This window comes from Streptomyces sp. AC512_CC834, assembly GCF_019049325.1.
Taxonomy (GTDB): domain Bacteria; phylum Actinomycetota; class Actinomycetes; order Streptomycetales; family Streptomycetaceae; genus Streptomyces.
Genome location: NZ_JAGMUO010000034.1, coordinates 317,780 through 330,745 on the forward strand (window position 1 = coordinate 317,780; position 12,966 = coordinate 330,745).

At 70.5% G+C, this 12,966-nt stretch carries 7 protein-coding genes; 4 read left to right on the forward strand and 3 right to left on the reverse strand.

The window, feature by feature from the left end; genetic code table 11:
• Positions 1-33: 33 nt before the first annotated feature.
• Complete coding sequence (locus KUM40_RS14670; RefSeq protein WP_308401143.1) at positions 34-1,932, forward strand: rhamnogalacturonan lyase; 1,899 nt, start codon at positions 34-36, stop codon at positions 1,930-1,932.
• 45 nt (positions 1,933-1,977) lie between these two features.
• Here KUM40_RS14670 and KUM40_RS14675 read toward each other — a convergent pair whose 3' ends face one another.
• Together KUM40_RS14675 and KUM40_RS14680 are read right to left on the reverse strand one after the other, a co-directional pair.
• Positions 1,978-4,662 (reverse strand): cellulose binding domain-containing protein, encoded by a 2,685-nt coding sequence (locus KUM40_RS14675; RefSeq protein WP_217166366.1) that lies wholly within the window; start codon positions 4,660-4,662, stop codon positions 1,978-1,980.
• Between the two features lie 251 nt (positions 4,663-4,913).
• Entirely contained in the window at positions 4,914-7,835 is a 2,922-nt protein-coding gene (locus KUM40_RS14680; protein ID WP_217166367.1) for a glycoside hydrolase family 48 protein, read from the reverse strand.
• A gap of 523 nt (positions 7,836-8,358) precedes the next feature.
• Between KUM40_RS14680 and KUM40_RS14685 the strand changes: the two genes are divergently transcribed.
• The 3 genes from KUM40_RS14685 to KUM40_RS14695 all read left to right on the forward strand — a co-directional run bounded on the left by KUM40_RS14685 (position 8,359) and on the right by KUM40_RS14695 (position 12,041).
• On the forward strand, positions 8,359-10,104 hold the full coding sequence (locus KUM40_RS14685) for a cellulose 1,4-beta-cellobiosidase (protein WP_217166368.1): 1,746 nt from the start codon (positions 8,359-8,361) through the stop codon (positions 10,102-10,104).
• Between the two features lie 163 nt (positions 10,105-10,267).
• Positions 10,268-11,185: a trans-aconitate 2-methyltransferase gene (locus KUM40_RS14690; RefSeq protein ID WP_217166369.1), complete on the forward strand. Its 918-nt coding sequence runs from the start codon at positions 10,268-10,270 to the stop codon at positions 11,183-11,185.
• Positions 11,186-11,321: 136 nt separating this feature from the next.
• Positions 11,322-12,041: an SDR family oxidoreductase gene (locus tag KUM40_RS14695; protein ID WP_217166370.1), complete on the forward strand. Its 720-nt coding sequence runs from the start codon at positions 11,322-11,324 to the stop codon at positions 12,039-12,041.
• Between the two features lie 80 nt (positions 12,042-12,121).
• Here the strand turns inward: KUM40_RS14695 and KUM40_RS14700 are convergent, their stop codons facing one another.
• Complete coding sequence (locus KUM40_RS14700; protein WP_308401144.1) at positions 12,122-12,955, reverse strand: aldo/keto reductase; 834 nt, start codon at positions 12,953-12,955, stop codon at positions 12,122-12,124.
• Between the last annotated feature and the right edge of the window lie 11 nt (positions 12,956-12,966).

A 12,966-nucleotide genomic window follows, 5' to 3' on the forward strand; every position in this document is an offset into this window, starting at 1 on the left:
CGGAACCCGTCCGTCCTTCAGGAGGTCCGTCCCGTGAGCCACCCCCACACCAACCCCCGCACCCGCCCCCACACGCAGCGCAGACGCCCGCTCGCCCTGGCCGCCGCCCTCGCCGCGGCCGGGCTCGTCGGCGCGGGTCTGACGACGCTGGCCCCCGACACCGCCGAGGCTGCCACCGCGCGGCAGGTCGAGGCCCTCGACCGGGGCGTGGTCAGCGTCCACACCGGCGACGGCAACCTGGTGAGCTGGCGCTGGCTGGGCACCGACCCCGACAACGTCTCCTTCAACGTCTACCGGGCGGGCACCAAGGTCAACTCCAGCCCGGTCACCGGCTCCACCACCTACTTCCACTCCGGCGCCCCCTCCCACGCCGACTACACCGTCCGCGCGGTCGTGAACGGCACCGAGCAGGGCGACTCGGTCCACGCCATCCAGTTCCGGGCCGGCTACAAGGACGTGCCGATCAGCCCGCCCTCCGGCGGCACGACCCCCGACGGCGTCTCCTACACCTACGAGGCCAACGACGCCTCCGTCGGCGACCTCGACGGCGACGGCGCGCTCGACATCGTCCTCAAGTGGCAGCCGACCAACGCCAAGGACAACTCCCAGTCCGGGTACACCGGCAACACGATCGTCGACGGCATCAAGCTCGACGGCACCCGGCTGTGGCGCGTCGACCTGGGCCGCAACATCCGCTCCGGCGCCCACTACACGCAGTTCCAGGTGTACGACTACGACGGCGACGGCGAGGCCGAGGTCGCCATGAAGACCGCCGACGGCACCAAGGACGGCACCGGCGCGGTGATCGGCAGCTCCTCCGCGGACTACCGCAACTCCTCCGGGTACGTCCTGTCGGGACCCGAGTACCTGACGATGTTCAACGGCCGGACCGGCAGGGCCATGGGCACCGTCGACTACGTCCCCGCGCGCGGCTCGGTCTCCTCCTGGGGCGACTCCTACGGCAACCGCGTCGACCGCTTCCTCGCGGGCACGGCGTACCTGGACGGCTCCCGACCCTCCGTGATCATGGCGCGCGGCTACTACACCCGCTCCGTGATCGCCGCCTGGGACTGGCGGGACGGCCGGTTCACCCGCCGCTGGACCTTCGACACCAACTCCTCCACCAACAGCGGCAAGGGATACGACGGCCAGGGCAACCACCAGCTCTCCGTCGCGGACGTCGACGGCGACGGCAAGGACGAGATCGTCTACGGCGCGATGGCGGTCGACGACAACGGCTACGCCCTGTGGACCACGAGGAACGGCCACGGCGACGCCATGCACGTCGGCGACCTCGACCCCTCACGCGCGGGCCTGGAGGAGTTCAAGGTCGACGAGGACGGCTCCAAGCCCTCGTCCTGGATGGCGGACGCGCGCACCGGCCAGATCATCTGGTCCACCGGCGCGAGCGGCGACAACGGCCGCGGCGTCTCCGGCGACATCTGGTCGGGCAGCGCGGGCGCCGAGTCCTGGTCGTCCGCCGAGAGCGGCATCCGCAACCCGAAGGGAACCGTCGTCAACAGCCGCAAGCCCTCCAGCACCAACTTCCTGTCCTGGTGGGACGGCGACCCCGTCCGCGAACTCCTCGACGGCACGCACATCGACAAGTACGGCACCTCCGGCGACACCCGCCTGCTCACCGGCTCCGGAGTCGCCTCCAACAACGGCACGAAGGCCACGCCGGTCCTGGCCGGTGACATCCTCGGCGACTGGCGCGAGGAGGTCGTCTGGCGCACGTCCGACAACACGGCCCTGCGCATCTACTCCACCCCGTACGACACCGACACCCGCATCACGACCCTCCTCCACGACACCCAGTACCGCACGGCTCTGGCGTGGCAAAATACGGCTTACAACCAGCCTCCGCACCCGAGCTTCTTCATCGGCGGCGGCATGGCCACCGCACCGAGGCCGACGGTCTACACGCCGTGAACAAGAGTGGGGCGTGCACCCGCCGGTGCACGCCCCACCCTCGGCTCAGCCGACCGCGCAGCTCCCCTCGCCCAGCGTGAACGAGGCCGGTTCGGCGTTCGCCCCCGACCAGTCGCCGGTGAAGCCGAAGCTCACCGAGGCGCCGGGGGCGACACCCTTGTTCCAGGCGACGTTCCTCGCCGTCACCGACGTGCCGGACTGGGTGTGTTCCGCGTTCCACATCTGGGTCACCCGCTGGTCGCCGGCGAACGACCAGTCGAGCAACCAGCCGTTCCAGGCCGACGTGCCGGTGTTGGTGAGCCGGACGTCCGCCTGGAAGCCGCCGGACCACTGGTTCGTGACCGTGTAGGTGACCTCGCAGGCGCCGGTGGGCGTCGGGTCGGGTCCAGGGCCCGGGTCGGTGCCGTCGTCTCCGTCTCCGTCTCCGCCGCCCGCCGTGTCGCCGTAGATGACCCCTCGGCCGTTGGTGGCGACGTACACCCGGCCGTACACGCGCGGGTCACCGGTGATGGCGGCGCCGGTCCAGCCCCACTGGTGGGCGTCGTCGTTGACGCGCGTCCAGGTCGCCCCCTTGTCGGTGGAGCGGAAGATGCCGCGGACGCCGCCGATCTCCGCGCTGGTGTAGAGGGTCTGGTAGGAGGCGTCCGGAGCGGCCTTCCCGAAGCCGACGGTGTCGGCCGCGTCGACGTTCGGCAGCTTCGCGAAGGTCGCGCCGCCGTCCGTCGAGTGCCACAGGCCGTACGGGCCATCCGCCGCCCCGCCGGCCAGCCAGACGTCGCCCTCGGCACCGGGCAGCGCCTTGAAGCGGACGCTGTCCCCGGCGGGCAGGCCGGTCGCCGCCGAGGCGGTGAAGGTCGCGCCGCCGTCCGTGCTGACGTAGAACTTCCCGGACTTGAAGCCGTAGAAGGTGGCGGGGTCCACGCGGTCGGACTCGACGACCGCGCCCGCCGGGATGCCGGTCGACGCCTGCCAGGACGTGCCGAAGCCCGTCGTGTACTGCACGCCCGCGCCCTCCGGACTCCACACGAAGCGCCCGCCGTCCGCGCCCGCCGCGACCGTACCGCCGCCGCTCACCCCCGACGGGTCGGTGCCGCCGAACCAGTTGGCGCCGTTGTCGGTGGAGAACGCGATGTGCGGGCCCGAGTCGAGGTTGCCGGCCCTGACCACCGTGTCCGGGTTCGTCTCCGCGAAGTCCAGGCTCGTGGTGGAGGTGAAGTTCGGCGAGGTGTACATCATCGACGGCACCTCGGTCAGGCTCGTGTGCCTGAAGCCGCCGATGTCACCCAGCGCGCTGAGCAGCGGGGCGCCCGAGGGGGGTGAGGCCAGGTCGTTCACGGCCGTCTCCTCCAGGCCGCGCACCATGGGTTCGATGGCGAACGTGCCGCCCTCGTCGTCCCAGTTCGTGAGGTTCTCCGTGCCGTAGATCGTGGCGCCCGTCCCATACATCATCCGGTCGGAGTCGAACGGGTCGATCTCCAGCGCCTCCGTCATCCAGCCCAGCTTCGGCGTCTGCTCCGGCGGTGTCGGATGCGCGCCCCAGGTCAGCCACGGGGACGAGGAGACGTCCATGGTGTAGCGGTTCTCGCGGTTCGGATACGACGTGTAGCTCCACGCCTGCGTCCACGTGCCGCCGCTGTCCGTCGAACGGAAGATCTGCGTGTCCGGCCACCACGAGCTGTACGCGGTCGCCATCACCGTCCCCGGATGCTGCCGGTCGACGGTCAGGCCGCTGAAGCCGAAGTAGGTGTCGGCCTCCGCGACCGGGCTGATGTCCGTCCACGTCCCCGTCGCCGTCGCGTACCGGTACAGCCTGCCCTTGCCGCCGTCGTACGGGCCGCCCGTGTCGCTGTAGGCGAGGTACAGGTAGCCGTTCTCGGCGTCCAGCACGCCCTTGTGGGCCAGGTACCCCGTGGGCTGACCGGCGAGCCGCTCCCACGTCGCGCCCGCGTCCGTCGAGCGGTAGACGGCGTTCTCCTTGTCGGCGACCCCGACGTAGATCGTCTGCGTCGCCGTGCCCGCGCCGCCGCCCGTCGACTCGTCGAAGGTGACCCAGGTGATGCCCTGGTTGTCGGAGGCGTAGCCGGACGTGTCGCTCGGGTCCTGCGCGTAGTTCCCCGGGTTGGGGAAGGCCGTCACCTCGGACCAGGTGACGCCCGCGTCGGTGGACCGCCACAGGCCGTGCCCGCTGGGCGCGCCCAGGTACAGCACGTCGTTGTCGTGCGGGTCGACGGCCAGACGCTCGCCCATGCCGCGGCCCGGCATGTTGCCGCCCAGCTTGAACGGCAGGTCCGTCCGCTCCCAGCTCGCGCCCCGGTCGGCGGAGCGCAGCACCGCGCCGTTCGTCGGGTCCCAGTCGTTGGTGTACGTGCCGACCGCGGCGTACACCCGGTCGGGGTCCACGGAGTCGGAGGCGATGCTCACCACGCCCGTGTGGCCCCAGTCGTCCCAGCCGACATGGTCGAGCAGCGGCGTCCAGGTGTGGGACGACTCCTGCCAGCGGTAGGCGCCGCCGATGTCGGTGCGGGCGTACGCCAGGTCCTTCTCGGCGCGGTTGAACACGATGCCGGGGACGAAGCCGCCCCCGTCGATGCGGGCGTTCTTCCAGGTGTAGCTGTCGGCGGCGGCGACGGCGGCCTTCGGCGTGCCGGCCGCCAGCGCGGTGGGCGGACTGCCCGCGAGCAGGCCGGCCGCGAGGGCCAGCAGCACGGTGAGGATCCGGGTTCTTCGCACGGTGGGGAACCGTCCTTCCGTCAGGAGCACAACACATGCGAGGACCGGACGGCCCCGGCGTGGTCGGGACCGCCCGGTCAGGTGGTCTCGTCGTCCGGTGACAAGACCGAGCACACGGAGCCGCCAAGCGCTACCGGGGAGAGGAACGGTGGCTACCCCGCGCCCCGAAGGGGCGCGGGGAACTGCGCGACCAGCCACACACGGCCCGCAGCCGAAAACAACCGCCAAACCCGCGGAGCGCTTCGCGGGGACTATTCGAGCAGCTCCGCGTACGACCCCATGGCCAGGGCGATGTCCGCCTGGGCCCAGAACCGGTGGTACGTGAACGTGGGCGCGGCACCGCCCGCGAGGTAGTCCTCGATCTTCGACCACGCCGGGTCGTCCTGGTAGAAGGAGCGGATCGAGGCGAAGGTCGACGACGCGTCGATCGTGTCGCCGTTCGGCATGGTGCCGCTCCAGCCGCTCGGGACGTAGATCGGGTCGTCGAAGCGGTTGTAGTCGGCGCGGGTCTCCGGGACGGCGATGCCGAGCGCGTCCTGGTTGTTCTTCCACATGCCGTCGAGCAGCGCCTTGGCCGTCGAGGCCGCCTCCGTGTCGCCCGAGCGGTCGGCGTAGTACGTCAGGGTCTTGGCGTACGCCGCCGCGACACCGACGTCGTTGGTGTAGTCGGCGACCGTGACGTGCAGGTCGCCGTTGTCACCCGGGGACGAGGCGTTCCAGGTGTCGGGCTGCCCCGACCACTCGAGCGTCGACGGGATCCGGAAGGTGCCGTCCGGGTTGACCGTCGTCTCCGACAGCGCCCAGTCGACCCACTTGTCCAGGACCGCCTTGGCGTCGGCGTCACCGCTCTGCTGGTAGTACTCGGCGACGCGTTCCATGGACCACGCCTGGAAGCCGAACCACTGGTTGGACGGCGGGTCGTGGTACACCGGCTGCTCGTCGTAGTACATGCCGTAGAACGTCGGCGTACCGGCCGGTGGTGTCGCGTACCGGCCCGCCCAACTGTTGGTCGCGCCGCCCGCGATGGCACCTTCGTCGGCCTGGAGCCAGCGGTAGAACTCCACCTGCCGGTCGAGGGACTTGGCCCAGTCGGACGCGCCGGTCGCCGATTTGGGCCTCAGGTCGGCATCGGTGCTCAGCGCGTACGCGGCCAGCGGGTTCTGGTAGCCGCCGTGGGTGTGGCTGGAGCCGATGCGCCAGGCCCAGCCCGCCGAGGTGTCCACCGCGCCGCCCCAGGCGTAGTACCAGGACAGCAGGTAGTGCGAGGAGTCCTTGCCGGTGCCGGCCGGGCAGCTCGACGGACCGACACAGTCGCCGATCTTCTTGAAGTACTTGTCGAACATGGCGTAGCGCAGGTAGTCGCCCATCTTCGCGGCCTTGTCCAGGGTCGCGGAGATCTCGTCGGCCTTGCCCTGCTCCCCGGCCCAGATGTCCGCCCAGTACGCGGCCTGCACGGCTCGTGCGTCGGCGTCCGGGGCGTTGGTGAACTTCCACTGCTCGGCGTAGGAGGCGTCACCGGTGAACAGGTCCAGATAGCCGTTCTCGCCGCCGTACTTGAACGCGTCGCAGGTCGGCTGCGGCACCGTCTCCCACACCGACTCCTGCGCGCCGCGCTGGAAGGTGTTGATGTACGACGGGCCGGTGTCCGAGGGGCCCGCCTCGCAGTTGCCGGGCGAGTTGCCGTAGCCGTAGGTGTTGTCGACGTCCTGGAGCCAGTGCATGCCGTAGACGTCGTCCGTGCCGTACGCCGCCTTCAGCTCGTCGGCGATCGGGTCCGCGCCGACGGAGACCGTGCCGTCCAGGGGCGCCGGGTACTCGTTCGGCGTGTCCAGCTCGGGTGCGTAGGTCGCCGGCTTCGAGGCGTTGTACGCCGAGTTGGTCGGCTGGTCGGCGTGGGTGGGGATCATGTACGTCTCCATGATCTCCCAGGCGTTGTTGAACCTGTCCCAGTCGCCGGTCACCTTGCCGTACATGGCCTGGAGCCACAGCAGGTAGCTGTACGCCTCGGAGGTGGTCTCGTGCCCGTGGTCCGGCGCCTCGACGATCAGTGTCTCGACCGAGTGGTACGGGATGCCCTCGGGCGAGAAGTAGCCGCTCGCCGGGTCGGTGATCTTGCCGTACAGCTCCAGGAAGCGGGCGTCGTAGTCCTTCGCGGCGGCGAGCTGGGTCACGGTCACCGCGGCCTTGCCGTGGCCGGGGGCCGTCGACTCGAAGACCGCCGAGCCGTTGCCCGAGGCGTCCGCGGAGACGGTCACCTCCTGGGCGGTGTCCCAGTTCGACGGGGTGAAGGTGAGGCTCGCCCCGCCCGTGACGGACAGGCCGGTGTTGCCGCTCGCACGGGACGTCGTGACGCTCACGTCCGCGGCCGGCTGCTTCGAGAGCTTGACCTCGTACGTTCCCGACTCGCCCTGCTGGACGCCAAGTTGGCCGGGTGAGGCGACCACGGTCGGTCCCGAGGCGACCGTGACGCCGACCGGCGTCGAGTCCGCGGAGGCGCCCATGCTGTCGTACGCCTTCGCCACCAGGGAATGACTGCCCACGGTCAAGCCGGAGGTGGAGTACGCGTAGGGCGAACTGGTGTCGGTGCCCAGCAGAGTGGCGTCGTCGTAGAACTCCACCTTGCTGACGGTGGCCCCGTCCGCCGCGGCAGCCGTGGCCGCCAGTGGCACGGCCTCGCCCTGTGAGTACACGGCGCCCGCCTCCGGGCTGGTCAGCACGGTGATCGGTGGCTGGTGCGCGCCCGTGCAGGAGGTGCCGTTGACCGCGAAGTCGGTCGGCGCCGCGTTGCTGCCGCTGTACGTGAACTGCCCGCCGGTGGAGACGGCGGCCCCGGCGGCGATCCGCGCGTTGTACGAGGCACTCTTCACGGTGACGTTCCGGCCGGACTGGGACCAGGTCCCGCTCCAGCCGTTGGCCAGCTTCTGGTCGCCCGCGTAGGAATACGTCAGCGTCCAGCCGTCGATGGCGTCGGAGCCCTGGTTGGTCAGCGTCAGCTCCGCGGTGAAGCCGGTGCCCCAGTCGTTGGTCTTGTAGTCCACGCCGCACTGAAGTGCGGCCGCCTGAGCCGGAGTTGAACCTGTGCCCAGCATCGTGAGGGGTAGTGCGAGGGCCGCCAGCGCGGCGGTCCACAGTCGCCGCGCGGTGCGGCGTCTGCGTCTGTGTCCGGAGTGCATGTGCTGGTTCCTCCTTGCGGCTCGGGGAGGGGGAGTGGGGGAGGAGCGACAAGCTTTGAACCAGTGGGAGCGCTCCCATAGTGGAGAGAGCGCCCAGGGCGGTCAAGATGTGTGAAGAGTCGAAAAGATTCGACGGTTCCGGCTGAGAGAAAGTCAGTAACTCCCCTGTTCTTTGCCGTCACTTGGCGCTACCTTCGCTGCACCAGTGGGAGCGGTTCCACCAGTCGACGCGTCCGTCACGGCGCGCCCGAACTGCAAGGAGTCGCTCATGTGCCACCCCCCGTTCCACCTTCCGCGTTCAGGACTTTTAGCCGCGGCCGCAGCCGCGGCCTGTCCGACGCGTCGTCGGCCGGTGTGCCGGCTCGTACCTCCCCCGGGCGCTTCCAGCCTGCCCGTGGGCCGTTCCTGACCTCCGATCACGACGGCACCCCCATGCCGATCGGCAGCGGGCCGCGCCGATGGACGCGCGCGGCCCGGGACGACCGCACCCGCAGCACCCCCACGAAAGAAGGAACCCGCACTCATGACCCGTACCAGAACCGCGATGCTCGCTGCCCTGACGCTGGTCGCCGGTGCCTCGGGCACGGCCCTGACCGCCCACTCCGCGAGCGCCGGAGCCGCGGCCGCCGCCTGCACCGTCGACTACAAGGTGCAGAACGACTGGGGAAGCGGCTTCACCGCCGCCGTGTCCGTCACCAACAACGGTGCAGCCACGACCAGTTGGTCGCTGGGGTGGACGTACGCCGGCAGCCAGCAGGTCACCAATGGCTGGAACGCCAAGGTCAGTCAGAGCGGTGCCGCCGTCACCGTGGCCAACGAGTCCTACAACGGCACGCTGTCCACGGGCGGTTCCGCGAGCTTCGGCTTCCAGGCCACCTACAGCGGCAGCAACGCGATCCCGGCCACGTTCACCCTCAACGGCGTGACCTGCAACGTCGACGGCGGCCCCACCGATCCGACGGACCCGACCGATCCGACGGACCCGACCGATCCGACCGACCCCACCGGTCCGTCCGACCGGGTGGACAACCCCTACGACGGCGCCCAGGTCTACGTGAACCCCGAGTGGTCCGCCAACGCCGCCGCCGAGCCCGGCGGTGACCGCATCGCCGACGAGCCGACCGGTGTGTGGCTCGACCGGATCGCCGCCATCGAGGGCGCGAACGGCGGCATGGGCCTGCGCGACCACCTGGACGCCGCGCTGGAGCAGAAGGGCTCCGGCGAGATGGTGATCCAGCTCGTCATCTACAACCTGCCGGGACGCGACTGTGCCGCCCTCGCCTCCAACGGCGAGCTGGGCCCCACAGAGATCGACCGGTACAAGACCGAGTACATCGACCCGATCACCGAGATCCTCGCCGACTCGAAGTACGCGGACCTCCGGGTGGTCACCACGGTCGAGATCGACTCGCTGCCCAACCTGATCACCAACGTCTCCGGGCGGCCGACCGCCACGGAGAACTGCGACGTGATGAAGGCCAACGGCAACTACCAGAAGGGCGTCGGCTACGCCCTGAACAAGCTCGGCGACATCGGCAACGTCTACAACTACGTCGACGCCGGTCACCACGGCTGGCTCGGCTGGGACAGCAACTTCGGCCCCTCCGCGGAGATGTTCAAGTCCGCCGCCACCACCGAGGGGGCGACCGTCGACGACGTGCACGGCTTCATCGTCAACACCGCCAACTACAGCGCCCTGAAGGAGGAGAACTTCAAGATCACGGACTCGGTGAACGGGACCTCCGTGCGCCAGTCCAACTGGGTCGACTGGAACCAGTACACCGACGAACTGTCCTACGCCCAGGCCATGCGCGACGAGCTGGTCTCCATCGGCTTCGACACGGACCTCGGCATGCTGATCGACACCTCCCGCAACGGCTGGGGCGGCGCCGACCGGCCCACCGGACCGGGCGCGACGACCGACGTGAACACCTACGTGGACGGCGGGCGCTACGACCGCCGCATCCACCTCGGCAACTGGTGCAACCAGTCCGGAGCCGGCCTCGGTGAACGGCCGCAGGCCAGCCCCGCCGCCGGGATCGACGCGTACGTGTGGATGAAGCCCCCGGGCGAGTCCGACGGCTCCAGCAAGCTGATCGACAACCCGGACGGCAAGGGATTCGACCGGATGTGCGACCCCACCTACACGGGCAACGAGCGCAACGGCAACAACATGTCGGGCGCCCTGCCCGACGCCCCGATCTCCGGGGCCTGGTTCTCCGCGCAGTTCCAGGAGTTGATGAAGAACGCCTACCCGCCCCTGTCGTGAGCGGGTTCCCGCGCGGACCGCGCGGGTGAGCCGTCGGGGTCCGGTCCTTGCGGGCCGGGCCCCGGTGGCCGCCCACCGCCTTTTGCGGGAGCGGCAACATCGGTTGCACCGGCGCGGTGAGTCGTCGCACCCTGGCGGCACCGCGAACGGGAGGCTGACCAGCATGGCGCACGACCACGATCACCACGACACGCACGGCCCCGCCCACGAACAGGGCCACGGACGTGGACACGACCACGGCGACATCGACTGGGCCGAGATGGCCCCGCTGCTGGAGGCGCAGGCCGAGCTGTACACGCCGTTGTACCGGCAGGCCATGAGCTGGCTGGCCCGGGAGGTGACCGACCCCGGCCTGGTCGTCGACGTCGGCAGCGGACCCGGCGTCGTCTCCTGTCTGTTCGCCGACACCTTCCCCGGCGCCCGCGTCGTCGCCGCCGACGGTGCCGGACCGCTCCTCGAGCGGGCCGGCGCCCGTGCCGCCCGGCTCGGGTTCGGCGACCGCTTCGGCACCCTCACCGGCGACCTGCCCGGCGCGCTGGCCGAGCTGGAGTACCCGGCCGACCTGATGTGGGCCAGCCAGAGCCTGCACCACCTCGGCGACCAGCGCGCTGCCCTCGCCGCCCTCGGCGGGCACCTCGCACCCGGCGGCACGCTGGCGATCCTGGAGGGCGGACTGCCCGCCCGCTTCCTGCCCCGCGACATCGGGATCGGGCGGCCCGGGCTCCAGGCCAGGATCCGCGCCGTGGAGGAGGACATGTTCGCGGAGATGCGCGCGGACCTGCCGGACTCCGTGGCCGAGACCGAGGACTGGCCCGCGATGCTGACGGCCGCAGGACTCAAGCACACCGGCACCCGCAGCTTCCTGCTCGACCTGCCCGCGCCGCTGTCCGACGCGGCCCGTGACTACGTCGTCACGTCCCTGTCCATGCTGCGCGAGCGGATCGGCGAGAGCCTCGACGCCGACGACCTCACCACCCTCGACCGGCTGCTCGACCCCGCGGACGAGGCGAGCGTGCACCGCCGCCAGGACGTGTTCGTACTCGTGGCGCACACCGTCTACACGGCGCTGCGGCCGGTCTGAGGCCGGTGCCTGACGAGGTCGGCGCTTGACATCGAGCGCGCTCCAAGTGATGGACTCCCCGCTGTCCGTGACAGAAGCACGGACAGGCAGAGGTACAGGTACAGGTACAGGTACAGGTACAGACACAGGGGGACTCATGACCGACACACCGGACACACCTGACACACCGGTCACGCTCATCACCGGTGGCGGCAGCGGCATCGGAGCCGCCGTCGCCCGGCGGCTGCTGGACGCGGGGCAGCGGGTGGCCGTCACGGGACGTGGCGAGGCGAGGCTGCGGGCGTTCAGCGCGGAACTCGGTCACCCCGAGGGTCTGCTGACGATCCAGGGCAGCACCGCCGAGCACGCCCAGGTGGTCGCGGCGGTCGAGGCCACGCTCAAGGAGTTCGGGCGGCTGGACACGGTCGTCGCCAACGCCGGGTTCGCCACCCACGACTCGGTCGCCGAGGGCGACCCGGCGGGCTGGACCGAGATGGTGCTGACCAACGTGCTGGGCCCGGCCCTGCTGATCAGGGCCTCCATCGACGCGCTCAAGGAGACGCGCGGGCGGATCGTGCTGGTGGGCAGCGTCGCCGGCTTCGTGAACACGCCGGGCAACATCTACGGCGCCACGAAGTGGGCGGTGACGGGGCTCGCGGAGAACACCCGGCGGGAGGTCACCCAGTGGGGTGTGGGCGTGACCCTGATCGCGCCCGGTCGGGTGGAGACCCCGTTCTGGGAGGCCACCGGCAGCCTGCCGCCGGGCGAGCTGCTCACCGCCGACCAGATCGCCGACTCGGTCGTCTGGGCCATGACGCAGCCCGCCGGGGTCGACGTCAACACCGTGGTCGTACGACCGCTGGGGCAGCCCAACTGAGCCACACGCCCTGAGACGGACGAGGGGGCCCGGTCGCACAGGACCGGGCCCCTCGCCGTGCCTGACCGTTCAGGCGGTGGTCAGGAGTTGACCTCCGCCGGGTCCGAACCCAGCCGCCGGTCCTCGTTGAGCGCGCTGATCGCCGCGAGGTCCTCGGTGTCCAGGGTGAAGGCGAACACGTCGATGTTCTCCTTGATCCGGGACGGCGTCACGGACTTCGGGATCACCACGTTGCCCAACTGGAGGTGCCAGCGGAGCACGACCTGGGCCGGGGTGCGCCCGTGCTTCTGGGCGATCGCGACGATCGCCGGGATGTCCAGGATGCCCTTGCCGGAGCCGAGCGGGGACCACGCCTCGGTGGCGATGCCCTGCTCCGCGTGCACCTCGCGCGAGGCGTGCTGCTGGAGGTGCGGGTGCAGCTCGATCTGGTTGACGGCCGGGATCACCGAGGTCTCGGCGGTCAGCCGCTCCAGGTGCTCCGGCAGGAAGTTGGACACGCCGACGGCCCGGACCCGGCCGTCGGCGAGCAGCTTCTCGAACGCCTTGTACGTGTCGACGTACCGCCCCTTGGCCGGCATCGGCCAGTGGATCAGGTAGAGGTCCAGGTACTCCAGGCCGAGCTTCGCCAGCGAGGCGTCGAAGGCGCGGAGGGCGGAGTCGTACCCCTGGTCGCTGTTCCAGAGCTTGGTGGTGACGAAGAGGTCCTCGCGGGCCAGCCCGGAGGCCGCGATCGCCCGGCCGGTGCCCTCTTCATTGCCGTAGATCGCCGCTGTGTCGATGCTGCGGTACCCGGCCTCCAGCGCCTGGGCCACGGCCGCGGTGGCCTCGTCGTCCGGCACCTGCCAGACGCCGAAGCCGAGCTGGGGCATCTCGACGCCGTTGTTCAGGATGATCGGGGGGACCTTGCTGCTCACGAGCTCTTGAT

Coding starts and splice junctions, on each gene's coding strand:
- KUM40_RS14690 (WP_217166369.1), top strand. CDS start 10,268: ATGGCGCACGACCACGATCACCACGACACGCACGGCCCCGCCCACGAA.
- KUM40_RS14695 (WP_217166370.1), top strand. CDS start 11,322: ATGACCGACACACCGGACACACCTGACACACCGGTCACGCTCATCACC.
- KUM40_RS14680 (WP_217166367.1), bottom strand. CDS start 7,835: ATGCACTCCGGACACAGACGCAGACGCCGCACCGCGCGGCGACTGTGG.
- KUM40_RS14685 (WP_217166368.1), top strand. CDS start 8,359: ATGACCCGTACCAGAACCGCGATGCTCGCTGCCCTGACGCTGGTCGCC.